This window comes from Rhodoglobus sp. (genome assembly GCF_053580035.1).
Genome location: NZ_JBMDVL010000004.1, coordinates 57,574 through 79,551, shown reverse-complemented (window position 1 = coordinate 79,551; position 21,978 = coordinate 57,574). Strand labels below are relative to the sequence as shown.

General features: G+C 59.2%; 21 protein-coding genes and 1 tRNA gene. 3 read left to right on the top strand and 19 right to left on the bottom strand.

What is annotated here, in order from left to right; genetic code table 11:
• Window positions 1-15: 15 nt before the first annotated feature.
• The 9 genes from ACOH1Z_RS12680 to ACOH1Z_RS12640 form a co-directional block, all read right to left on the bottom strand.
• Window positions 16-915: a F0F1 ATP synthase subunit gamma gene (locus ACOH1Z_RS12680; protein ID WP_449648859.1), complete on the bottom strand. Its 900-nt coding sequence runs from the start codon at window positions 913-915 to the stop codon at window positions 16-18.
• Between the two features lie 65 nt (window positions 916-980).
• Window positions 981-2,618 (bottom strand): F0F1 ATP synthase subunit alpha, encoded by a 1,638-nt coding sequence (atpA, locus tag ACOH1Z_RS12675; RefSeq protein WP_449648858.1) that lies wholly within the window; start codon window positions 2,616-2,618, stop codon window positions 981-983.
• Window positions 2,619-2,655: 37 nt separating this feature from the next.
• The gene (locus ACOH1Z_RS12670; RefSeq protein WP_449648857.1) at window positions 2,656-3,450 is read right to left on the bottom strand and encodes a F0F1 ATP synthase subunit delta; all 795 of its coding nucleotides are present in this window, start codon (window positions 3,448-3,450) and stop codon (window positions 2,656-2,658) included.
• Window positions 3,450-4,007 (bottom strand): F0F1 ATP synthase subunit B, encoded by a 558-nt coding sequence (locus tag ACOH1Z_RS12665; protein ID WP_449648856.1) that lies wholly within the window; start codon window positions 4,005-4,007, stop codon window positions 3,450-3,452. The genes ACOH1Z_RS12670 and ACOH1Z_RS12665 overlap by 1 nt, the downstream gene beginning before the upstream one ends.
• Window positions 4,008-4,034: 27 nt before the next feature.
• Complete coding sequence (atpE, locus tag ACOH1Z_RS12660; RefSeq protein ID WP_009771813.1) at window positions 4,035-4,259, bottom strand: ATP synthase F0 subunit C; 225 nt, start codon at window positions 4,257-4,259, stop codon at window positions 4,035-4,037.
• Window positions 4,260-4,308: 49 nt separating this feature from the next.
• Window positions 4,309-5,133 carry a F0F1 ATP synthase subunit A gene (gene atpB, locus ACOH1Z_RS12655; RefSeq protein WP_480392161.1) on the bottom strand — a complete coding sequence of 275 codons (825 nt, stop codon included), beginning with the start codon at window positions 5,131-5,133 and terminating at the stop codon, window positions 4,309-4,311.
• Between the two features lie 118 nt (window positions 5,134-5,251).
• Window positions 5,252-5,701: a Cg1360 family ATP-synthase-associated protein gene (locus tag ACOH1Z_RS12650; RefSeq protein ID WP_449648855.1), complete on the bottom strand. Its 450-nt coding sequence runs from the start codon at window positions 5,699-5,701 to the stop codon at window positions 5,252-5,254.
• Window positions 5,698-6,930, bottom strand: coding sequence for an MraY family glycosyltransferase (locus ACOH1Z_RS12645; RefSeq protein WP_449649007.1), 1,233 nt, complete (start codon window positions 6,928-6,930; stop codon window positions 5,698-5,700). Before ACOH1Z_RS12645 ends, ACOH1Z_RS12650 begins: the two co-directional genes overlap by 4 nt.
• Window positions 6,927-7,583 carry an L-threonylcarbamoyladenylate synthase gene (locus ACOH1Z_RS12640; RefSeq protein WP_449648854.1) on the bottom strand — a complete coding sequence of 219 codons (657 nt, stop codon included), beginning with the start codon at window positions 7,581-7,583 and terminating at the stop codon, window positions 6,927-6,929. Before ACOH1Z_RS12640 ends, ACOH1Z_RS12645 begins: the two co-directional genes overlap by 4 nt.
• 68 nt (window positions 7,584-7,651) lie before the next feature.
• Between ACOH1Z_RS12640 and ACOH1Z_RS12635 the strand changes: the two genes are divergently transcribed.
• On the top strand, window positions 7,652-8,266 hold the full coding sequence (locus ACOH1Z_RS12635; protein ID WP_449648853.1) for an HAD-IA family hydrolase: 615 nt from the start codon (window positions 7,652-7,654) through the stop codon (window positions 8,264-8,266).
• Between the two features lie 54 nt (window positions 8,267-8,320).
• Here the strand turns inward: ACOH1Z_RS12635 and prmC are convergent, their stop codons facing one another.
• From prmC to argS, 9 genes are all read right to left on the bottom strand, one after another.
• Entirely contained in the window at window positions 8,321-9,241 is a 921-nt protein-coding gene (prmC, locus tag ACOH1Z_RS12630) for a peptide chain release factor N(5)-glutamine methyltransferase (protein WP_449648852.1), read from the bottom strand.
• On the bottom strand, window positions 9,201-10,280 hold the full coding sequence (prfA, locus tag ACOH1Z_RS12625; protein WP_449648851.1) for a peptide chain release factor 1: 1,080 nt from the start codon (window positions 10,278-10,280) through the stop codon (window positions 9,201-9,203). Before prfA ends, prmC begins: the two co-directional genes overlap by 41 nt.
• 2 nt (window positions 10,281-10,282) lie before the next feature.
• On the bottom strand, window positions 10,283-12,598 hold the full coding sequence (rho, locus tag ACOH1Z_RS12620; RefSeq protein WP_449648850.1) for a transcription termination factor Rho: 2,316 nt from the start codon (window positions 12,596-12,598) through the stop codon (window positions 10,283-10,285).
• Window positions 12,599-12,729: 131 nt separating this feature from the next.
• Complete coding sequence (thrB, locus tag ACOH1Z_RS12615) at window positions 12,730-13,668, bottom strand: homoserine kinase (RefSeq protein WP_449648849.1); 939 nt, start codon at window positions 13,666-13,668, stop codon at window positions 12,730-12,732.
• Complete coding sequence (gene thrC, locus ACOH1Z_RS12610) at window positions 13,665-14,756, bottom strand: threonine synthase (RefSeq protein ID WP_449648848.1); 1,092 nt, start codon at window positions 14,754-14,756, stop codon at window positions 13,665-13,667. Before thrC ends, thrB begins: the two co-directional genes overlap by 4 nt.
• A 3-nt stretch (window positions 14,757-14,759) precedes the next feature.
• The gene (locus tag ACOH1Z_RS12605; RefSeq protein ID WP_449648847.1) at window positions 14,760-16,076 is read right to left on the bottom strand and encodes a homoserine dehydrogenase; all 1,317 of its coding nucleotides are present in this window, start codon (window positions 16,074-16,076) and stop codon (window positions 14,760-14,762) included.
• The gene (gene lysA, locus ACOH1Z_RS12600; RefSeq protein ID WP_449648846.1) at window positions 16,073-17,476 is read right to left on the bottom strand and encodes a diaminopimelate decarboxylase; all 1,404 of its coding nucleotides are present in this window, start codon (window positions 17,474-17,476) and stop codon (window positions 16,073-16,075) included. The genes ACOH1Z_RS12605 and lysA overlap by 4 nt, the downstream gene beginning before the upstream one ends.
• A gap of 105 nt (window positions 17,477-17,581) precedes the next feature.
• A complete protein-coding gene (locus ACOH1Z_RS12595; RefSeq protein WP_449648845.1) occupies window positions 17,582-18,427 on the bottom strand; it encodes an LmeA family phospholipid-binding protein in 846 nt (281 codons plus the stop codon).
• 5 nt (window positions 18,428-18,432) lie between these two features.
• Window positions 18,433-20,094, bottom strand: a complete 1,662-nt coding sequence (argS, locus tag ACOH1Z_RS12590) for an arginine--tRNA ligase (RefSeq protein ID WP_449648844.1) — start codon at window positions 20,092-20,094, stop codon at window positions 18,433-18,435.
• Between the two features lie 16 nt (window positions 20,095-20,110).
• Between argS and ACOH1Z_RS12585 the strand changes: the two genes are divergently transcribed.
• Window positions 20,111-20,785 carry an arginyl-tRNA synthetase gene (locus ACOH1Z_RS12585; RefSeq protein WP_449648843.1) on the top strand — a complete coding sequence of 225 codons (675 nt, stop codon included), beginning with the start codon at window positions 20,111-20,113 and terminating at the stop codon, window positions 20,783-20,785.
• Between the two features lie 68 nt (window positions 20,786-20,853).
• Here ACOH1Z_RS12585 and ACOH1Z_RS12580 read toward each other — a convergent pair whose 3' ends face one another.
• Window positions 20,854-21,648, bottom strand: coding sequence for a transglutaminase-like domain-containing protein (locus ACOH1Z_RS12580; protein ID WP_449648842.1), 795 nt, complete (start codon window positions 21,646-21,648; stop codon window positions 20,854-20,856).
• Window positions 21,649-21,734: 86 nt separating this feature from the next.
• Between ACOH1Z_RS12580 and ACOH1Z_RS12575 the strand changes: the two genes are divergently transcribed.
• A tRNA-Arg gene (locus ACOH1Z_RS12575) sits at window positions 21,735-21,807 on the top strand.
• Window positions 21,808-21,978: the final 171 nt, after the last annotated feature.

Here is a 21,978-nt window from a genome sequence, read left to right as displayed (position 1 = left end):
CCCTATCTATGGTTCTTACTTAGCCGAGCTGAGGGCGTCCGCGCCGCCCACGATCTCGGAAATCTGCTGGGTGATCTCTGACTGGCGCGCGTTGTTTGCGAGGCGCGTGTAGTCGTTGATGAGCTTGTCTGCGTTGTCGCTTGCAGACTTCATTGCCTTCTGTGTAGCAGCGTGCTTTGCAGCAGCCGACTGAAGCATGGCGTTGAAGATGCGACTTTCGATGTACACAGGCAGCAAAGCGTCGAGCACCTTGTCTACCTCTGGTTCGAATTCGTAGAGGGGAAGAACATCCTTCTCGTCGGGCGCTTCAACACCCTCAACGATCTCCAGAGGGAGGAGACGAACGACCTCGGGAACCTGCAGAAGCATGCTTACCAAGCGGTTATACACGATGTGAATTTCATCCACGCCGCCCTCGCTCGCTGGCTGCAAGAACTTGCCAACTACGGCATCGCCGATTTCCTTGGCAATTTCGAACGCTGGCGAATCTGTTCCGCCGGTCCAAATCTGCTCAGCATCTCGCTTGCGGAAGGCGAAGTACGCCGCTGCCTTGCGACCAACGAGGTAGTAAACAACTTCTTTGCCTTCGCCCTCGAGCCGAGCTGCGAGTTCGCCAGCTTCGCGGAGAACGTTCGTGTTGAACGCTCCTGCGAGGCCACGGTCGCTCGAGAAGATGACTACCGCTGCGCGGTCGACTGTCTCTGGCTCGGTTGTCAGCACGTGATCGACGTTCGAGAAAGTCGCCACCGCCGAAACGGCACGCGTGACTGCACGTGAGTACGGTCCCGATGCAGCAACCCGCTGTTTCGCCTTTTGAATGCGCGACGCGGAGATCAGCTCCATCGCGCGTGTGATCTTCTTGGTCGTCTTGGCAGAACTAATCTTCTGCCGGTAGACCCGAAGTTGCGCTCCCATAGCTTTCTAACTTTCTCTGTCGTGTTGGTCGATGATCACTGGTTCGCTTATTATCGGCGCCGAGCTCAGCGCTTCTGCTTGACGATCTGCTCTTGAGCGATGTCTTCTTCAGCGATCTCTTCGAACTGCTCGGATCCTACCGAGTTGAGCGACTTGCCCTCACCGGTCTGGAAACCTAGCTTGAATGCTTCGACTCCCGCATCCATGTCAGCAATTAGCTGGTCATCGAGGGCGTTCTTCTCGCGGAGGGTGTCGAGAACCTTCGTGTTACGAGCGAGGTAGTCGTGCAATTCGCTTTCGAAACGAAGAATGTCTTCGACGGGAACCTCGTCGAGCTTGCCGTTCGTGCCGGCCCAGATCGAAACGACCTGGTTCTCGACGGGGAAGGGCGAGTACTGAGGCTGGCGAAGCAGCTCGGTGAGGCGTGCGCCTCGAGCGAGCTGGCGACGGCTAGTTGGGTCAAGGTCAGATGCGAACATTGCGAATGCTTCGAGCGAGCGGTACTGAGCAAGCTCAAGCTTCAGTGTTCCTGAAACCTTCTTGATCGACTTGACCTGAGCGTCTCCACCAACACGCGAGACCGAAATTCCCACGTCAACAGCGGGGCGCTGGTTGGCGTTGAACAGGTCGGACTGCAGGAAGATCTGACCGTCGGTGATCGAGATCACGTTGGTCGGGATGTACGCAGCAACGTCGTTTGCCTTGGTCTCGATGATGGGAAGGCCCGTCATCGATCCGGCACCGAGCTCGTCGGAGAGCTTGGCACAACGCTCAAGCAGACGGGAGTGCAGGTAGAACACGTCACCGGGGTATGCCTCACGTCCTGGCGGACGGCGCAAGAGCAGCGATACGGCGCGGTAGGCCTCGGCTTGCTTGGAGAGGTCATCGAAGATGATCAGTACGTGCTTGCCGCCGTACATCCAGTGCTGGCCGATGGCTGAACCGGTGTAAGGGGCGAGGTACTTGAATCCTGCAGGGTCGGATGCGGGAGCAGCCACGATGGTGGTGTACTCCATCGCGCCGGCCTCTTCGAGCGCGCCCTTGACAGCAGCAATCGTCGAACCCTTTTGCCCGATGGCGACATAGATGCAGCGAACCTGCTTGTTCTCGTCGCCCGAGTCCCAGTTTTCTTTCTGGTTGATGATGGTGTCGATCGCAATGGCGGTTTTACCCGTCTGGCGGTCACCAATGATCAGCTGGCGCTGGCCACGGCCGATCGGGATCATGGCGTCGATTGCCTTGATTCCGGTTTGCATGGGCTCGTGAACACTCTTGCGGTCCATGACGCCAGGTGCCTGAAGTTCGAGCGCACGGCGAGCTTCTGCCTTGATCTCACCGAGGCCATCGATCGGGGCGCCGAGAGGATCGACTACACGACCGAGGAATGCGTCGCCAACTGGTGCGGAAAGTACTTCACCCGTGCGGGTAACCTCCATACCTTCGACGATGCCGGCGAATTCGCCGAGGATGACAACACCGATCTCGTCTTCGTCGAGGTTCTGGGCGAGGCCCAGGGTGCCGTCGGCGAAGCGGATGAGTTCGTTGGCCATTACGCCGGGGAGGCCGTCGACGTGAGCGATTCCGTCTGCAGCGTCGACGACGGTGCCGGTCTCGGTTGTCGCAGCCTTGCCGGGCTCGTAAGCCTTGACGAAGTCCTTGAGCGCGTCGCGGATCTCGTCCGGACTAATGCTGAGTTCTGCCATTGTGTTTTCCTATTCCGTGGAAAGGTCTGCTAACTCGCTAGCCCGCGAGTTGGATCCTGAGGTCGTTGAGCTTGGTGGAAACGCTGCCGTCGATGACTTCGTCACCGATCTGAACGCGTACCCCACCGATGATCGAGGGGTCGATGCGAACGTTGAGCTTGAGCTCGCGTCCGTAGTTCTTGGTGAGGCCCGTGCGCAATCGTTCGAGCTGCGCTGCTTTGAGCGGCGCAGCAGTCGTGATTGTGGCGACTGACTGACCTGCCTGGTCGGCAACGATGTCTGCTGCAGTGGCGATTAGTTCACCGATGCGGCGGCCACGTGGCTGCTGAACGAGCTGGTCGATGATGACAACAGCCTGTTCTGAAGCCTTGCCCTTGAGCAGTTCGTGAACCAGCGCAGACTTCGATGCGGCGGAGCCAAGCTTGCTGCCTACGGCGAGTTCCAGTTCGGCATCTGAAGAAACGGTGCCACCGAAAGCGAAGAGCTCGTTATCAATAGAGAGCTTTGCGGGAGATGAATTTGCCACCGACCGAATACCGATCTCTTCGATTCCTGCGAGCAAATCATCTGCACTCGACCAGCGAGCGCTCACGATGGCTGAAAGCACGGTGCGCGTAGAGGCGCTCAGCGACGAGAAAACCGAACCGATAATCGCGGCCTTGTCTTTCGCAGCGGCGGCAGGATCAGCCAAAGCGGAACGCAATTGGGCGGAACCGCCCACAACGCGCCCGGCTTCAAACAGCTCTGCGCCAGTGGCCAGAGAGTTCTTGGCAGCGACCGATGCCAAAGCATCTTTCGCGGCAACAAGCGCTTCTCTCGTAGCTGATCCCATTACTTTTTCGCCTTTGCCTTCTCTGATGCCTCAAGGTCAGCCAGGAACTGATCGACGAGCGCAGACGACTTCTTGTCATCGGTCAAGCTCTGCCCGATGACGCCCGATGCGAGGTCGATGGCCATTGAGCCAACCTCGGTGCGGAGCGACACGAGAGCTGCTTGACGCTCTGCCTCGATTGTGGCCTGTGCGTTCGCAGTGATGCGTGCAGCCTCAATCGACGCCTGCTCTTTGAGCTCGTTGACGATCGCGGTGCCTTCGAGTCGTGCCTGTTCGCGAATTTTCGCGGCCTCGGCACGGCCCTCAGCGAGCTGCGTCTTGTACTGCTCGAGAGCTGCAGCAGCTTCGGCCTGAGCGATCTCGGCCTTCTTGATGCCACCTTCGATCGCTTCGGCGCGTGCGTCGAGCGTCTTCGTTAGTGCAGGAAGGAACTTCTTCCAGAAGAAGAACAAGATGATCGCGAAGCAAACCAACGACCAAACAATGTCGTAGGTCTCCGGAATCAACGGGTTGGGCGATTCGCCCTCCGTTGCAGCAGCCAGTAGTGCGGTTAGCATCCCAGCCTCCTCTTAGTCAGTTAGCGATTACGGGAAGGGGATGAATGCAACTGCGATCGCAACGAATGCGAGCGCCTCGGTGAATGCAATACCGAGGAACATAAGGCCGGTGAGGCGACCCTGAAGTTCTGGTTGGCGCGCAACCGACTCAACGGTCTTGCCAACAACGATGCCTACACCGATAGCGGGTCCGATGGTTGCAACACCGAATGCGAGGGGTGCAATGTTTCCAGTCAGCTCTGCGACGTTCATTTGTGTTTCCTTCCGTGGTTTTCTAATCCAGGCGAATGCCGGGATCGGTCTAGTGCTCTTCGACCAGCGCGAGCTGGATGTATACGGCGGTCAGGAATGTGAAGACATAGGCCTGAAGTACCGCGACAAGGAGTTCGAAGATTGTGAAGATAAAGCCAAAGGCGAGGGTGCCAATACCGAAGAGTCCGAAGAGCCCACCGGCGGTGAAGAAGAAGAACTGTGTTGCCGAGAAGCACAGCACGAGAAGCATGTGGCCAGCGACCATGTTCATGAGAAGTCGAAGCGCCAGTGTTACGGGGCGAAGGATGAACGTGGAGAGGAACTCAATCGGCGTAACGACGATGTAGAGGTACCACGGAACACCGGACGGAAAGAGCGAAGCTTTGAAGAAGTTGCCACCCTGCTTCTTGATTCCTGCGTAGATAAACGCCACGTAAGCAACGAGAGCCAAAACAAGCGGAACGCCGATAACTGAGGTGCCAGCGAGATTGAGACCGGGAACTATACCGGTGAGGTTCATGGCCAGCACCATGAAGAACATGCTGGCGAGAATGGGCATGAAACGCTTGCCGTCTACCTTGCCAAGAGCGCCATCGGCGATGTTGGACTGAACGAAGCCCACGGCCATCTCGAGGAGGCTTTGGCCGCGACCGGGAATCATTCGCATGCGGCGGGTGCCGATCCAGAACAACACCACAATGAGCGCTACCGCAATAAAGCGAATAAGCATGAGGCGGTTGATCTCAAACGGCGTGCCGTCAAAGAAGATCGCTGGAGGGTAAAAATCGAACAGCGTGGGGCCATGAAAACCCCCATCGCCTGATCCGTCATCGGTGGCAAAGGGCGCTAGAAGCGCGAGAGCGTTATATAACAGCGCTGTCTCCAGAATCGGGGCGTGTCATCACGCGGCGATGGAAGTGGGGGGTTGAACAGGTCAAAGTCTATCAAGAGAATCAGTCTCACGACGAATCCAGAGGCGAATCCGACGAGAATTAGTTTGACGTCGAGATATCTTCACCTGGCAGCTTGACGCCGGGTACATAACTCTCACGCGCACGAACGAAAGCGAGCACGTCAACGACGAGACTGCCGATCACAGCAGCGAGGATTGCAAAGAAGAACACGAGAGGTTCCAAGAACGGTTGCCCGCGCAGCACGACCAGGATTGCGATGAACACCACGAACTTGAGGAGCCACGCGCCAAGCACGATGCCAAAGAACAGAGTGCTCGAAGAATCACCGTTCGTGGCTCGCGAAGCCACAACGATAGTGCCGGCCGTGAACGCCATGAACAGCGCAGTGAGTCCAGCACCGATGAGTGCGCTGATGAGTCCCGGCGTTCCCGCGACCAAATAACCGATGACTGAACCGGCCAAGGCAATAGCGACAGTCAGTATCGCGCCATAGGCAAGAGCACGGCCGAGAATGGCGGAAGACTTCATAGGGTGGGTTCCTTCGTGAGTGGCGTTGGTGAGGTGTCGGTGGACGCGGCATCCAAACCGTCGTATCGTGCGTCGTCGTTCTCGAGAGTTTCGCGCAGCTCGCCACGACGTTGAGCAGCGGCCTCGCGTGCCTTGCGAGTGCTCAAGGGAGCAAGGGTGATCGCGGCGCACACCGCAAGCCCAGCGACGAACATCAGCGCGCCCCAACGCCACGGCACAAACGTAAAGGCGAGAACACCGACGGAGGCCACGAAGGTCCAGCTGTACAGAATCAGAACAGCGTGAAGGTGCGAATGCCCCATGTCGAGCAGTCGGTGATGAAGGTGCTTACGGTCAGCACTGAACGGCGATTTGCCTGCTCGGAGACGGCGGATCATCGCGAGCCCAAAGTCGAGCAGCGGAATGACGAGCACCGCTACCGGAAGCAGGATGGGAATGAAGGCCGGCAAGAAATCGAGCGTAAATTTATCGGGCTGCGCGAGATAGCCCGCATCCACTTGTCCAGTGACAGAAATTGCTGATGCCGCCATCAAAAGGCCGACGAGCAGTGCACCGGCGTCGCCCATAAACATCTTGGCTGGATGGAAGTTGATCGGCAGGAAGCCGACACATGCACCGATAAGGATCGCTGTGGTCAGCGACGCCAGGTTGAAGTATTCGGTTTGGGCCTGTGACTGCAAAAGATAGGCGTAGATGAAGAAGACGCCATTGGCGATAACAGCGACACCAGCCACTAGCCCGTCAAGGCCATCAATGAAGTTCACGGCGTTCATGACCAACACGACGGCAAAAATCGTAATGATGAGCGAGACATACGGCGAAAGGATGGTCTGCCCGCCGACGGGAAGCGTAGTGAGCTGCACCCCCTGCCACGCCAAAACTCCAGCCGCGATTATCTGCCCGGCGAGTTTGGTGAGCCAGTCAAGATCCCAAATGTCGTCAGCGACACCGATGACAACAATGATGAGCGCTGCGCCAAGCAGGCCAAGAACCTTACCTGGGTCGTTGAAGATCAGCGAAAAGTTGCTGAAGCTCGATGCAACGGCAAACGCAACGATGATCCCAAAGAACATCGCGACGCCGCCAAGTCGAGGCGTAGGCGTTGTGTGCACATCGCGTTGGCGAACCTTCGGGTAAAGCCGGTATTTGAGACTCAATTTGAGTACAAGCAGCGCAAGGGCGTAAGTAACGATTGCCGCAATGCCCGCGATGAGCAAGTAGAAGATTATTCGCATCGGTCGGCCCCGATCAGTGCACGGATCGACTCTGCCGGGATAACACCCTCACGCACAATGCGCAGTTTGCCACCCTCAGAAAGCAAACCAGTGGCATCCACAATCGTGGAGGCAAGTTCGCCGCCCTCACCATCATCGAGGTACACCGAGACGGATTCGCCCAGCATCGCTTGAGCCTCTGCTGCAGTACGCGCGGCGGGAAGCCCCGTGCTGTTTGCGCTCGAGACGGCAAGCGGGCCCGTTTCAGACAGAAGCTCCAAAGCAATCCGGCTTGATGGCATCCGCAATGCAACAGTGCCGTGGGTCTCCCCCAGATCCCAACTCAGCGAGGGCTGTGCTGGCAAAATGATCGTCAGACCGCCTGGCCAAAACTCGGCGACAAGAGTGCGCACCTCATCCGGAACCTCGGCTGCAAGCGCGTCGAGAGTGGGGATGCCAGGAATCAGAACGGGAGGCGGCGACTGACGCGTGCGCCCCTTGGCATCGATGAGCTTCTGAACAGCCTCGGGCTGAAAAGCGTCTGCCGCAACCCCGTAGACGGTGTCAGTCGGGATGACAACAAGATCGCCGCGGCCAATAGCAACACGTGCGAGCCGCATGCCGGTAAGAAGCTGAGCGTCGTCTGCGCAATCGTAAAGGTCATCCATGTCCCCAACATGGTACCCGTCTAAACAGTGAAAGACTGATCACGACAAACAGATAGCGATGGTCAACAATGACGCTGCTTTTCATCTTTGACATGGATGACGTGCTCTATGAGTACGACTGGCGTGCACGCATGGCCGCAATGAGCGAGCTGACCGGCCTCAGTTTTCTCGAACTGCGTCGCCTCTGGTGGCACGATGACGGCGAATTCGGCGCCGAAGCTGGCCTCTACCCCACGGGTGACGAGTACCTCGCAGCGTTTGAACGTGCAATCGGTCAGTCAGTGGATGTCGCACGCTGGGTCGAGATCAGAGCAGCAGCAATGACGGTGTGGCCCGATTCCATCGCAGCTGCACAACGCGCTTCCGAGCTAGGACAGGCGACCCTGCTCACGAACAACGGAGCCCTCCTTGGCGATCATTTGCCCACCCTCGCCCCTGAACTCGTAGATATTTTCGGCGACAACCTGCGCACCTCAAGTCACTACGGGGCGCGCAAACCCGATCCGGCAGTCTATGAACGAACCCTCGATGCCTATGGTGTTGATGCCCGCAACGCTTTCTTCGTTGACGACATGCAGGTGAATGTGGAATCAGCGCGGCAACTCGGAATAACAAGTCACCAATTTCTCGATTGCGCCGGACTACACCGTGCTATCGAAGAGTTCGCCAACGCGCGCGCCTAAAACGACCGCAGCACAAGCGACGCTGGCACGCGAGAGCGGGCCAGAAGCGCGTTCCTAGAGCAGCGCGGTAGTCGCGCGATCTCGGCCGAGCAAGTCTTTGTGGTGGGCAACAGCATTCCAACCGTCTGCCGTGAGCAGCGCGGCCAATGCCGAGGCTTGCTCTTCGCCATGCTCGAGCACGAGAGTGCCACCCTGGTGCAAAAGCCGGCGTGCCGTCGTTGAGACGCGGCGTACGACATCCATGCCGTCTTCTCCTCCATAGAGCGCCAGAGCGGGGTCGTGGAGCTGCACTTCGATGTCGCGCGGGATTGCGGCCGCGGGAATGTAAGGCGGGTTCGAAATCACAACATCGACGGTGCCGTTGAGTTCAGGAAAGGCATCCCCGAGGTCAGCGTTGATGAGAGTCGCGTTATCGGCGCCGTAGCGACGAAAGTTTTCGCTCGTGTATGGCATCGCGTCGGGCGACAGCTCGACCGCATAAATACGAGCGCGCGGCACCTCTGTGGCCATTGAGAGAGCAATCGCTCCACTACCGGTGCCAAGATCGACACCGATCGGCTCAGGAGTAGCACTCGCATTGAGCGCATCGATCGCGAACTGCACCACTGTTTCTGTCTCCGGGCGTGGCACAAAAACACCGGGGCCAACCCGAAGCTCAAGATTTCGGAACGGCGCCATGCCCGTAATGTGCTGCAGAGGTTCGCGAGCGGCGCGGCGCGCAAAGAGTTCGCGCACTGTCGACTCCACCTCCGCAGGCACTGTCGCTCCGGTGACCACGCGAACACGAACCTCACCGCGGCTCAATTCAAGAACGTGCGCTACGAGAAGTTCGGCATCCACAGCGGGACTCTGCACTCCCGCGGCAGTCAACAATTCAGTGCCGCTGCCCAGAAGGTCAGCGACACTGATGTTGTGTCCAGATGTCACTTCAGGCTTAGGAGTCGTTGCCGACTGCCGCCAAGCGCGCCTCTTCATCAGCCATGATGCACGACTGGATGACAGGCTCGAGAGCACCGTTGATCGCCTGGTCAAGGTTGTAGGCCTTGTATCCCGTGCGGTGATCAGCGATGCGGTTCTCAGGGAAGTTGTACGTGCGGATGCGCTCGGAGCGATCCATGGTGCGAATCTGACTCTTGCGGTATTCGCTCGCCTCAGCGTCCGCTTCTTCTTGATAGCGGGCGAGGATGCGCGCACGCAGCACTCGCATACCGGCTTCGCGGTTTTGCAGTTGCGATTTCTCATTCTGCATGGCCACGACGATGCCGGTCGGAAGGTGAGTAATACGAACAGCGGAGTCCGTTGTGTTCACCGACTGGCCACCGGGGCCCGAGGAGCGATACACGTCGATCTTGAGATCGTTCTGGCTGATCTCGACCTCTTCTGGCTCGTCGACCTCAGGGAACACGAGCACTCCAGCAGCAGAAGTGTGGATGCGGCCTTGAGACTCAGTGGCAGGCACACGCTGAACGCGGTGCACTCCCCCCTCGTACTTCAAGTGCGCCCACACGCCCTCAGCGGGATCGCTCGAGTTGCCCTTGACGGCCAACTGAACATCTTTGATGCCGCCAAGATCGCTCGAGGTCTGCTCGATGATCTCCGTCTTCCACTTCTTTGACTCTGCGTAGTGCAAGTACATGCGCAGCAGGTCGCCAGCGAAGAGAGCCGATTCTGCACCGCCCTCCCCCATCTTGATTTCCATGATCACGTCACGGGAATCGTTGGGGTCACGCGGAATCAGGATGCGGCGAAGCTTCTCCTGCGCTGCATCCAGTTCCTCAGTAAGACCGGGGACCTCAGCAGCGAACGACTCATCCTCGTCAGCCATTTCTGTGGCGGCCGCGAGATCATCGGTCAACTGACGCCAGTTGTTGTAGGCCGCGACAATGCGCGACAACTCGGCGTAACGTCGGTTGACTTTCTTCGAGCGGACCGGATCTGAGTGGAGCTCGGGGTCAGCAAGCTGACCCTCGAGCTCCCCATGCTCGGTCAGCAGCGACAGTACTGACTCGAACATAGTTAGTCCTCTTTTTTACCGTTAGTGGAAGGAAGCGATTTCTGGATCTGCATGAGGAACTCAACGTTCGACTGCGTTTCCTTGAGTTTATTCAACACGATCTCGAGAGCGGCCTGCTGATCGAGACCTGCAAGAGCGCGACGCAAGTTCCAGGTGACCTTCACTTCGTCAGCACCGAGAAGCATTTCCTCACGACGCGTGCCGGATGCGTTGAAGTCGACTGCCGGGAAGATGCGCTTGTCAGCGAGCTGGCGCGAGAGACGAAGCTCCATGTTGCCGGTGCCCTTGAACTCTTCAAAGATAACTTCATCCATCTTCGAGCCAGTCTCAACGAGAGCCGTCGCGATGATGGTGAGCGAGCCACCCTCTTCAACGTTGCGTGCCGCACCGAAGAACCGCTTCGGTGGGTAGAGCGCTGCTGAGTCGACTCCACCAGACAAAACGCGACCGGAAGCCGGTGCCGTCAGGTTGTAGGCACGGCCGAGGCGCGTGATCGAGTCGAGCAAGACAACAACGTCGTGACCGAGCTCAACGAGGCGCTTAGCGCGCTCGATAGCAAGTTCAGCGACGGTGGTGTGGTCTTCAGCTGGACGGTCGAAGGTCGAAGCAATAACTTCGCCCTTGACGGTGCGCTGCATGTCGGTGACTTCTTCAGGTCGCTCGTCGACGAGAACGACCATGAGGTGAACCTCAGGGTTGTTCTTCGAGATCGCGTTCGCAATAGCCTGCAGAACCTGCGTCTTGCCTGCCTTGGGCGGCGAAACGATGAGACCGCGCTGGCCCTTGCCGATCGGAGCAGCAAGGTCAATGATGCGGGTCGACAGCATGGTCGACTCGGTTTCAAGACGCAGACGCTCCTGCGGGTAGAGCGGGGTGAGCTTGCCAAATTCAACGCGGTCGGCTGCCTCTTCAACGGGCAAACCGTTGATCGAGTCGATGCGCACGATGGCGTTGTACTTCTGGCGGCCCTGGCTGTTGTCGCCGTCACGAGGCTGGCGGATGGCACCAACGACAGCGTCGCCCTTGCGCAGGTTGTACTTCTTGACCTGACCGAGCGAAACGTAAACATCGCTGTTGCCGGGAAGGTAACCAGTGGTGCGAACGAAAGCGTAGTTGTCGAGAACGTCGAGGATGCCGGCAACCGGGATCAAGACGTCATCATCGGTGATCTCTGGCTCGAAGTCGTCGCCCATGTTGCCACGGCCACGCTTGCGGTCACGGTAACGGCCACGTCCACCGCGCTCGGAATCAGCGTCGCCACCGCGTGAGTCGTCCTGGTTGTTCGGGCCGTTGGTGCCGCGGTTGTCGTTGCTGCCGCGGTTGTCGCGGTTTTCCCGAGGCTCGCGGTTCTCACGAGGTTCGTTGCCGCCACCGTTGTTGTTCTGGCGACGGTTGTTGTTCTGACGACCTGAACCATCGGCGTTCTGTCCGTTGCGGTTGCGGTTGCGGTTGCGGTTACGCCCCGAACCCGACTCACCGTCGGAGTTGTTGTCGCCATCGTTATCACTGTCGGAATCGGAATCTGATGATCCACGGCCGGAGTTGTTGCTCTTGTCGCTGCCGCTGTCGGAGTTGTCCGCAGTGTTGGCGTTGTTGTCACGCTTGTTACGGCCAGCGTTGCGACCCTTGCCAGCATCGCTGCCCTTGTCGGCGTCGCCGCCCCTGTCGGAATCGCTCTGCGCCTTGTCTGGCGTGGCATCGGTTGACGCGCCAGAGTTGGCGTCATCGTTCGAGCCCGACGTGGCTTCTGCGGCGCGGCTTGAGCTGCGACGGTTGCGCTTAGGCGCTGCGGCGGCTGCGGGAGCATCCGATGATGCTGGTGCATCGGTCGGTGCGCTCGAGGTTGCTGCAGCATCCGACTCGCTTGCTGCTGGTGCAGCGTCGACCTTCTTCTTTCGAGGAGCCGTCTTTGGCTTCTGCTCTGCGGCACCGGTTGACGGCGCAGCGTCTGCTGCGGGAGCAGCAGAATCAGTTTTTGGTGCAGCAGTCTTTGGTGCAGCGGTCTTGGCAACCTGCGGGGCGCCAGCGGGAGCTTCGGAGCCTGCGATTGCGGCGCCGTCGACGCTCGTGACACGGCGCGAAGCGCGCTTGCGTGCGGGAGCTACTTCAGCTGCTGTTGATGCTGCTGCATCTGTTGATGCGGATGGTGCGGTGTTGCTGTTCTTCTCGTTGATAGCTTCCACGAGTTCTCCTTTGCGAAGTTTTGAAGTGCCGGTGATGCCGCGTTCGGCTGCCATTGCTTGAAGCTCGGGCAGTCGCAACGCGCTCAGCGCGGCACGGGAATCCACGCTTGATGCGTGGTTGTTGACGTCAGTCACTACTTGGGGTTCCTTTCCCCAACCACGCTTTCGAGCGATGGTGGAGAGCTAGTCGCTCACCGATGTCTACGCGGATGCGCAGGAATCTAATTCGGGGATGCGACGGGTGAAGTGCAACCGGGATGCTACGACTACGCCGTAGCTTCTACCTGGTGCTCAATCACTGTAGCACCTTTGAAGTCCACAGCTAAGAGTAGGCATTCCCAAGGCGTGGCGGCGTGTTCCTGCACGAGTGCCATAGCCTCAAGTCTTCTCGCTGGGTCGTCGGCGAGCACGAGCACAGACGGGCCGGCACCAGAAACTACGGCGGCGTGACCGTGGGAGCGCAGCATCCGAATCAGTTCAGTTGTCTCGGGCATCGCTGCAGCCCGGTAGTCCTGATGAAGTCGGTCGCCGGTGGCCTCGAGCAACAATTCGGGGCTCTGGGCAAGAGCTGCGATGAGCAGTGCCGCCCGGGAAACGTTGTAAACCGCATCAGCGTAGGGCACCGTTTCTGGCTGCAAGCTGCGCGCATGGGCCGTTGACACCCGAAAGTCGGGAACACAGACGAGAGGTGAAACTCCGCGATGCACGATCAACTTCTTCGCTTGCGGCCCGGTCTCGGTGCTCCATGCGATCGTGAGTCCGCCCAAAAGGGCTGGTGCGACATTGTCGGGGTGCCCCTCTAGCTCGGTTGCGAGCACCAGGAGCGTCGCGGCATCCATCTCGACGATGCCCTCGAGCAGCCCCTTGGCTGCCATTACTCCAGAAACGATCGCCGCCGCAGAGGAGCCGAGCCCTCCACCGTGCGGGATGACGTTGCTTGCGCTCACATGCAGTGCTGGCATTGTCTGCCCGAAGTGGGTAAAGCAATGCTGAATCGCTTGGATCACCAGGTTGGACTCGTCGGTGGCAACAATGCCGGCGCCGACACCCGTGACATCGATCGTGACACCCGAGCCCTCTACCGCTGTGACGATGAGTTCGTCATAGTGCGATAGAGCAAGCCCGAGCGTGTCGAAACCTGGACCAAGATTCGCTGAGGTCGCCGGCACACGCACTACGACGCTGCGACCGACCAGCGAGGTCATGCCTTGGCCAACCCCAGAACGCTGGCGACCTCAGCGGTGTCAACGGGAACAATCTTGGGCGTGATATCGTCGCCGCTTGCCGTCTTGAGCGCCCACTGTGGGTCTTTCAAGCCGTGACCGGTGACGGTAAGAACTACTGTCGATCCGCGAGGGATCTGACCAGCTTCTGCGCGCTCCAACAAGCCCGCAACGCTGATTGCGGATGCCGGTTCAACAAAGATGCCGACTTCGGCAGACAGAATGCGTTGAGCTTCAAGAATCTTGGCATCGCTGATGGCACCGAAGTAGCCATCGGAGACTTTGTGGGCTTCGGTGGCGAGGTGCCACGAAGCGGGATTTCCGATGCGGATGGCGCTAGCGATTGTTTCGGGATGCTTGACCACTTCGCCGCGAACGATCGGTGCACTGCCTTCGGCTTGGAAACCAAACATGCGCGGCAACTTGGTGGTGGCCGAGCGTGCAAGTTCTTCGCTGTAGCCCCGGAAGTATGCGGTGTAGTTTCCGGCATTGCCGACGGGAACGATGTGGAAATCGGGGGCATCGCCCAAGACCTCAACGACCTCGAACGCAGCAGTCTTCTGGCCCTCGATGCGGTCAGGGTTAACGGAATTCACGAGGTGCACGGGGTAGTTGTCTGCGAGATCGCGAGCGATATCGAGGCAGTCATCAAAGTTGCCCTGAACCTGAATGAGTTCGCCATTGTGGGCGATGGCCTGGCTGAGCTTGCCCATCGCGATCTTGCCCTCAGGCACAAGAACAGCGGCGGTAATTCCGGCGTGAGCGGCATACGCTGCTGCCGACGCTGACGTGTTACCGGTCGAGGCGCAAATGACCGCCTTCGCACCGTGCTCGACTGCCTTGGAAATGGCCATTGTCATACCGCGGTCCTTGAAAGAACCGGTCGGATTCATGCCCTCGAACTTGACCCACACGTTCGCACCAGTGCGCGCAGAGAGAGCTGGAGCAGGAAGAAGCGGTGTGCCACCCTCCCCCAAGGTGATGATCGGAGTTGCATCAGAGATGTTCAAACGATCTGCGTACTCGTGAAGAACGCCTCGCCACTGCCGATTCTTGATTTCGCTACCCACTGGTTAAAGCCCCTCAACTCTCAAAACGGACACAACTTCACGCACAACCGAATTCTCGGCAAGCGCGGCCACCGTGGCGGCAAGCGACTCATCTGTCGCCTCATGCGTCACAGTAACTAGGGTAGCGCTAGGCACACCCTCAGTTACTGCGCCGACGGTCTGGTTGACCGCCTCAACAGAGACTCCATGATCGCTAAAGACTGCGGCAATTGACGCGAGCACACCCGGCTCATCGACAACCGTCAAGGTGATCTGATAGCGCGTCATTACGCTCGAGATCGGCAAAATAGGAAGATTGGCGTGCGTGGACTCGGCAACGCCGGGGCCGCCAATGACGTGCCGACGTGCAGCAGAAACGACATCGCCAAGAACCGCGGATGCCGTCTCGAGTCCGCCAGCGCCGGCGCCGTAGAACATGAGACTGCCTGCAGCCTCGGCCTCAACAAAGACGGCATTGTTGGCACCGTGCACGGCAGCAAGGGGGTGAGCTAGCGGTACAAGAGCGGGATGCACTCGGGTGCTAACGCCATCGACGCCACTTGCGGCATCCACTACTCGTTCGCAGATTGCGAGAAGTTTGACGACGTAGCCGGCCTTGCGGGCAGCAACGACTTGCGCGGCTGTGACTCCTGTGATTCCTTCGCGGTGCACCGAGTCGAGCGGAACGCGCGTGTGGAAGGCCAGACTCGACAAGAGCGAGGCTTTCTGGGCGGCGTCATATCCTTCGATGTCGGCGGTGGGGTCTGCTTCGGCGTACCCGAGGCGAGTTGCCTCGGCGAGGGCGTCGTCAAAGCTGTCGCCCGTGGCATCCATTCGGTCAAGAATGTAGTTCGTGGTGCCGTTGACGATTCCGAGGATGCGCTGCACACGATCGCCAGCAAGGCTGTCGCGAAGCGGGCGAATGATCGGAATCGCGCCAGCAACGGCAGCTTCGTAGTAGAGCTGGGCACCAACTTGGGCGGCTTCTTCGAAAAGTTCGGCACCGTGATGTGCGAGCAGCGCTTTGTTCGCCGTAATCACATCAGCCCCGGAGTGCAGTGCTTTGAGGATCCATGTGCGCGCAGGCTCAAGCCCACCAATGAGTTCGATCACGATATCGGCGCCAACGATGAGCGACTCCGCATCGGTTGTCAGCAACTCTTTCGGGATCTCGGTATCGCGCGGTGCATCGAGGTCACGAACAGCGACGCCGACAACTTCAAGCCCGGCCCCCGCTCGAGCAGCAAGCTCGTCAGCGTGCTCGAGTAACAGTGCGGTGACCTGTGATCCGACACTTCCTCCGCCCAAAACTGCGACGCGAAGGTTGCGGTATTCGATCATTCAGATTCTCCCGATGGTGTGATTCCTGCGTCGCGGCTGAGTAAGTCTTCTTCGGTTTCGCCGCGCACAATAATGCGAGCTTTTCCTTCACGAACGGCGACAACGGGCGGCCGTACGAGGTAGTTGTAGTTGTTCGACATCGCCCACCCATAAGCGCCCGTTGCCGGTACTGCGATTATGTCGCCTGGCTCAATATCGCCGGGCAAATATTCGGCGCGCACAACGATGTCGCCCGCTTCACAGTGCTTGCCTGCAATACGGACGAGCGTCGGGTCAGCCGGCGAAACACGATTGGCAATTCGGGCGGAGTAATCGGCACCATAGAGAGCAGTTCGGAGGTTGTCACTCATGCCGCCATCAACGCTGACGTACTTGCGCACGGCCTCGCCATCGACGAGCACATCTTTGATCGTGCCAACCGTGTACAGCGTTGTCGTCGATGGCCCAATGATGGAACGGCCTGGTTCAATCGCAATGCGAGGAACAGCGATGCCCAGGCGTGCACATTCGGTTTCCACAATGGTGGCAAGCGACGCGGCAAGTTCGGCAACCGGCAACGCCTCGTCTGCCGAGGTATAGGCGATGCCGAAACCACCGCCAAGATTCAGCTCAGGCACCGGACCATCAGCAGACAGTCGCGCATGCAACTCAAGCAAACGCTGCGCCGCCTCCGCAAAGCCAGCAGTATCGAAAATTTGCGAACCAATATGCGAATGGATGCCCACAAACTCCAACGAGGAGTGCGAACGAATGTGCGTCACCACAGCCTCAGCATCCGACAACGGAATCCCAAACTTCTGGTCTTCACGTGCTGTCGCCAAATACTCGTGAGTTGACGCGTGAACCCCGCTATTGATGCGCAAGCGCACCGGCTGGGTTCGACCGTGCCGTGCGGCGGCTTCAGCAACCCGACCGATTTCGACGACGCTGTCGATAACGATGGGGCCGATGCCCGCGCGCACGGCACGGTCGATCTCGGAAAAACTCTTGTTGTTGCCGTGGAATCCCAGTCGCGATGCGTCGACACCAGCCGCGAGCGCAACAGCCATTTCGCCGGCGCTAGCAACATCGATGTTGAGACCGGCTGCCGTCATCCAGCGGGCAACTTCGGTGCACAAAAATGCTTTGCCCGCGTAGTACACCTTGACGCTCGAACCGATGCGAGCGAACTCACTATCGAAGGCATTCTTGATCTCGGTGGCGCGAGCGATTGCATCCGCTTCGTCGACGACGTACACGGGGGTGCCAAAGTCACGAACAAGTTCACTAGCGGTAACGCCGGCAATCGCGAGTTCGCCAGTTTCTGTGCGCGCCGCATTATGCGACCAGACGGTCGACGGCAAAGAGTTTGCTTCGGCGGGAGCGTTTAGCCACTCGGGCGCCAGCGGATTCGCGAACACAGTCGCACCTCACAGAGATGTAGACGAAAAGCGGCGGATTGTGTCCGCACGAGCGTAGGGGATGCTGACCACTCTAACGGCAGTCTCGGCTAGCGCTGAATCGAGTTACTCCGCAGCGCAAACGCCGTATTGCTGCCATCGGTCATCGCCGAGGGCAATGCCATCTGCGCTGAGCTGGATGATGAGGTCAGAACCCTCAACCGCGACGGAGTCGATCGTGAGCGCTGCGGGCATCGACGAGGCAACGCAGAACTTTTGCGAGCTAAGGAGGCTGCCAGCAAGCCCAGAAACGAGAGGGTTGTTTCGTAAATCGGCAACCGAAATTTGTTGATCTCCTAGGAGCACCGATTGCGGCTCAAACTTGAGGGAATCCCCCGCCGCCACTGGCAAGAGGTCAAGCGCGACCGGGATGCGGATGAAGAGCAGTTGGAACACGGTGGAGACCCGGATCGCTGGCTCCTGCAATTCGATGGAATCGAGTTCGATGCCGCTGAGCGTGCTCGCCAATTTGGTGATCTCAGAGTTCGGGATTGATGCCTCCATCGTGAAGGTGTCAAGCGCGCCAGAGGGAAGCAACGGCACTTCTGTCGCCACAATGTGGGCGGATGCTTCGAGGCCGTTCACTTCGACACGATCGAGTTCGACTGTCACGACATCGATTCCGCCGGTGAGTGCTTGCAGCACGAGGGAGCCAGAGCCGAGGTCAACAGCGACGCCATCCGTTGACTCAATTCCGAGCGAAGAGGCGATTTCGTCGCGCACCAGAGTCTCGGCGGCAGCGCGCCCTGCCGTCTCAACGAGCACAACACCAAGGATCAGGATGACCGCGATGATGCCGCCAGCGATCCACCAGCCTCGCCAACCACGACGACGCGATTGCGGACGGGATGCTGACTGAGAGCCATCATCGAGAACAAGTTCGACAGTGGGCTGCTGGTCTGTGTCTGCCACGAAATCTACATCCGCTCCGGTGCACTGACGCCGAGCATCCAGAGCGCATTGCGCAGAACCTGGCCGACAGCGTCATTGACCCAGAGCCGAGTGCGGTGCACATCGGTAACCTCTTCATCGTTCATCGGCGTGACCCGGCACTGGTCGTACCAGCGGTGGTAGCTGCCCGCGAGTTCTTCCGCGAAGCGCGCGATGCGGTGCGGCTCGCGCAACTCTGCGGCCTGAGCCACGATGCGCGGGAATTCAGCAAGAACACCCAGCAGGATGCTCTCGGTTTCGTTCGTGAGTAGTGAGGCATCGAAGACGCTGCGATCCACTCCCGACTCCCCCGCATTGCGAGCAACGCTGTGCGTGCGGGCATGCGCGTATTGCACGTAAAACACGGGGTTGTCGTTCGTGCGCTTCTGCAGAATCTCCGGGTCGAGGTTGAGCGGCGAATCGGAGGGGTAGCGGCCGAGCGAGTAGCGCAGGGCATCCGTTCCGAGCCATTCGCGCAGGTCGTCGAGCTCGATGATGTTGCCGGCGCGCTTAGATAGGCGAGCGCCGTTGATGCTGACGAGCTGCCCGATGAGCACCTCGATATCTTTGTTGGGGTCGTCACCGGCCGCGCCCGCGAGCGCCTTGAGACGGTGAACGTAACCGTGGTGGTCGGCACCGAGTAGGTAGATCTTGTGGGCGTAGCCACGGTCACCCTTGCTCAAGTAGTAGGCCGCATCGGCAGCAAAATAGGTGTAGATGCCATTGCCGCGCTTGATCACACGATCTTTGTCATCACCAAAGTCGGTGGTCTTGACCCACACCGCGTCATCGATATCGGCGACGTGGCCCTGAGCACGCAAACGCTCAACGGCCGTATCGATCGCGCTCTTGCCGTCGTCCTTCACCGCGTGAAGGTCACGCTCACTGAACCAGACATCGAAGTGCACGTTGAACGCAGCAAGTGACTTCTTGATCTCGCCAAGCTGAAGTTCGTAGCCACGCTCGCGCGCCACAGCGATCGCAGCATCGTGATCAAGTTCAAGAATTTCAGGGTTCGACGCGAGCACACGCTGAGCGAGTTCCGCAATGTAGGCACCCGGATACCCGTTCTCGGGGGTCGGTTCGCCCTTCGCTGACGCCAGAATTGACGCCCCAAAGTTGTCCATCTGGTTTCCGGCGTCATTGATGTAGAACTCGCTAACCAGCTCAGCACCGGCAGCTTTCAGGATGCGGGCCAGTGAATCACCGAGAGCGGCCCAGCGAGTGTGACCGATGTGCAGCGGGCCAGTGGGGTTCGCCGAAACGAATTCCACGTTGATGGTTTGCCCGGCAAGCGAATCGTTGTTGCCATACACATCACCCTGCTCGACGATCGTCTTCGCGAGTGCGCCAGCGGCAGCAGCATCCAGCGTGATGTTAATGAAACCGGGGCCTGCGACATCCACCGAAGCAATGCCGTTGATCGCACGAACCTGTTCGGCAATCTCAGTTGCGAGCTCTCGGGGGTTGGCCCCGAGCGCTTTCGCCAATTTCATAGCGATGTTGGATGCCCAATCACCGTGATCGCGATTTCGCGGTCGCTCTAACACCAGATCGGTCACGGTCAGGCCCAGATCGGGCGTGCCGCGGTCCGCCGCAATGCGGGAGACGACAGAGAGCAGGGTGGCAGAAAGATCAGCAGGATTCACTCCTTAAGAGTACTGGGTGGTCGCCGCCGTTCTTTTCGAAGTTCACGACACTGCCGGGTCACTGCGCAGCAATGCCACTACAGGTCGCGAGAATGGAACCATGGCTCTTCGACTTCGTGTTCTTCCCGCAGTTATCGCACTTAGCGCATCTGCTCTTCTGCTGACCGCTTGTGTTCAAGCAGAGCCCGACCCTACTGGACCCAATCCGACACGCACCATTGACCCGTCGAGCACGCCTTCTAGTTCCGCGACGCCCGAGCCAACGACCTCAGCAACCGCTGACCCTGAAGCTACTGCCGTCACTCTGGCCTGTACAGATCTGATCTCGCCTCAAGCGATGTATGACTTCAATCCCAACTACTTGTTGCTGAACAACTTCTCCCCCGCTGCTGGGTCTCCCGCCGCTACCGCACTCGCGTCGAAAGGCATCGCGTGCCGCTGGGAGAATTCCACCAGCGGTGTGACGATCGATGTGTCAGTTGCCAAGCCTGCCCCCAACAAGCTCGACGGACTCAAGTCGAACGCTGGTAGCGCTGCGAGCGGCTTTGACGGCTACTTCGCTGCTGCCGGGGGCACCGGAACCGCGCAAGTATTCAGCGGAGCCTATTGGGCAACGTTGAGCTCACAAGCATTCTTCGAAGCCGCGGATGCCGCAGAACTTGTTTCTGACGTGCGTTCAGCACTGAAATAACCGAGCAGACGCGCGATAACCGAGCGGACCCACGGCGCGCAAGATTCTCGCCGTAGCTGCGGCGCTCGTTAGGAGAGCTGTACCGGTGACTGGTGGTCGTCGATCGGCAGCGAGTCTGCTGTTGCCGTGATGACAAGGTTCTGCAGGAACAGGTCAGCCCAATGATTGGTGAGGAACGCGACATCGGCGGCGTCCCGGCCTGTCGCAATGCGCACGAGTGACTGGCGAGGAGCGAGTCCCGTGGAATCGACAACCCACCACTGACCGTCAATGAATGCCTCAGCGACGGCATGAAAATCCATCGGGCTCAGCCCCGGTGCGTATACCGAGGCGTAGCGAGCGGGAACATCCTTGGCGCGCAACATCGCGATGGTGAGATGCGCAAAGTCGCGGCACACTCCCCGACGCGAAAGCAGGGAATGAGCCGCGCCATCCGTCGCGAGAGAAACACCTGGCGTGTAGCGAAGATTCTGCGCTACCCAATTGCGCACCGCGTGCACCAACTCGTGACCGGTCTGAGTGGGAAATAGTGAACGCGCGGTCGGCGTGAGTGCATCGGATTCGCAATAGCGACTGGGGCGCAAGTACTCGACCCGATCGATGTCATTGACCGGTGCCGGTTCGGGGCTCGCCTCAACGGCGGCGGCATAGTGGACGACGAGCCGGCCAGGGCCCGCAATCAGCGTGTGAAGTCGAGTTCCGCGCGCATCGACCAACTCTGTTGGTTGCTGGGGCACGCCATCCAACACGAAATCCAGCGACTCGGATGACGTAGGCCACGAAGAGGCGACAGCGATGCTGAAGACCATTTCGGTGCGACCGCGAAGGTCAAGTTCTTGGTGGGATGAAACTGTGCGCAGCATGACTCGATACTGTCACGGGAACCTGAAGTGGGTATGAGAAGACCGTGCTAATCGTTGGGGCGATTGCTTGCTAAGCTAGGGTCCTTGCCTTCGTAGCTCAGGGGATAGAGCGCCGGTTTCCGGTACCGTAGGTCGGGGGTTCGATTCCCTCCGGGGGCACTGTTATTTCTGCTCTTCGCCGCTTCAGGCTGTTTCCACTGGCTGTCGTGACAAAGGTTATTCGTTGACCTGAGGTCGTTGCGGCGAGATACTGGGGTCACCACCGGAAAGCTTCCGGGGGAAGGGTTCAGGCGTCATCCGCCGATTCGAACCATCGGCATGATTAGGCCT

Coding starts and splice junctions, on each gene's coding strand:
- ACOH1Z_RS12680 (WP_449648859.1), bottom strand. CDS start 915: ATGGGAGCGCAACTTCGGGTCTACCGGCAGAAGATTAGTTCTGCCAAG.
- atpA (WP_449648858.1), bottom strand. CDS start 2,618: ATGGCAGAACTCAGCATTAGTCCGGACGAGATCCGCGACGCGCTCAAG.
- ACOH1Z_RS12670 (WP_449648857.1), bottom strand. CDS start 3,450: ATGGGATCAGCTACGAGAGAAGCGCTTGTTGCCGCGAAAGATGCTTTG.
- ACOH1Z_RS12665 (WP_449648856.1), bottom strand. CDS start 4,007: ATGCTAACCGCACTACTGGCTGCTGCAACGGAGGGCGAATCGCCCAAC.
- atpE (WP_009771813.1), bottom strand. CDS start 4,259: ATGAACGTCGCAGAGCTGACTGGAAACATTGCACCCCTCGCATTCGGT.
- ACOH1Z_RS12650 (WP_449648855.1), bottom strand. CDS start 5,701: ATGAAGTCTTCCGCCATTCTCGGCCGTGCTCTTGCCTATGGCGCGATA.
- ACOH1Z_RS12640 (WP_449648854.1), bottom strand. CDS start 7,583: ATGGATGACCTTTACGATTGCGCAGACGACGCTCAGCTTCTTACCGGC.
- ACOH1Z_RS12635 (WP_449648853.1), top strand. CDS start 7,652: ATGACGCTGCTTTTCATCTTTGACATGGATGACGTGCTCTATGAGTAC.
- prmC (WP_449648852.1), bottom strand. CDS start 9,241: ATGAAGAGGCGCGCTTGGCGGCAGTCGGCAACGACTCCTAAGCCTGAA.
- prfA (WP_449648851.1), bottom strand. CDS start 10,280: ATGTTCGAGTCAGTACTGTCGCTGCTGACCGAGCATGGGGAGCTCGAG.
- thrB (WP_449648849.1), bottom strand. CDS start 13,668: ATGACCTCGCTGGTCGGTCGCAGCGTCGTAGTGCGTGTGCCGGCGACC.
- ACOH1Z_RS12605 (WP_449648847.1), bottom strand. CDS start 16,076: ATGATCGAATACCGCAACCTTCGCGTCGCAGTTTTGGGCGGAGGAAGT.
- ACOH1Z_RS12580 (WP_449648842.1), bottom strand. CDS start 21,648: ATGCTGCGCACAGTTTCATCCCACCAAGAACTTGACCTTCGCGGTCGC.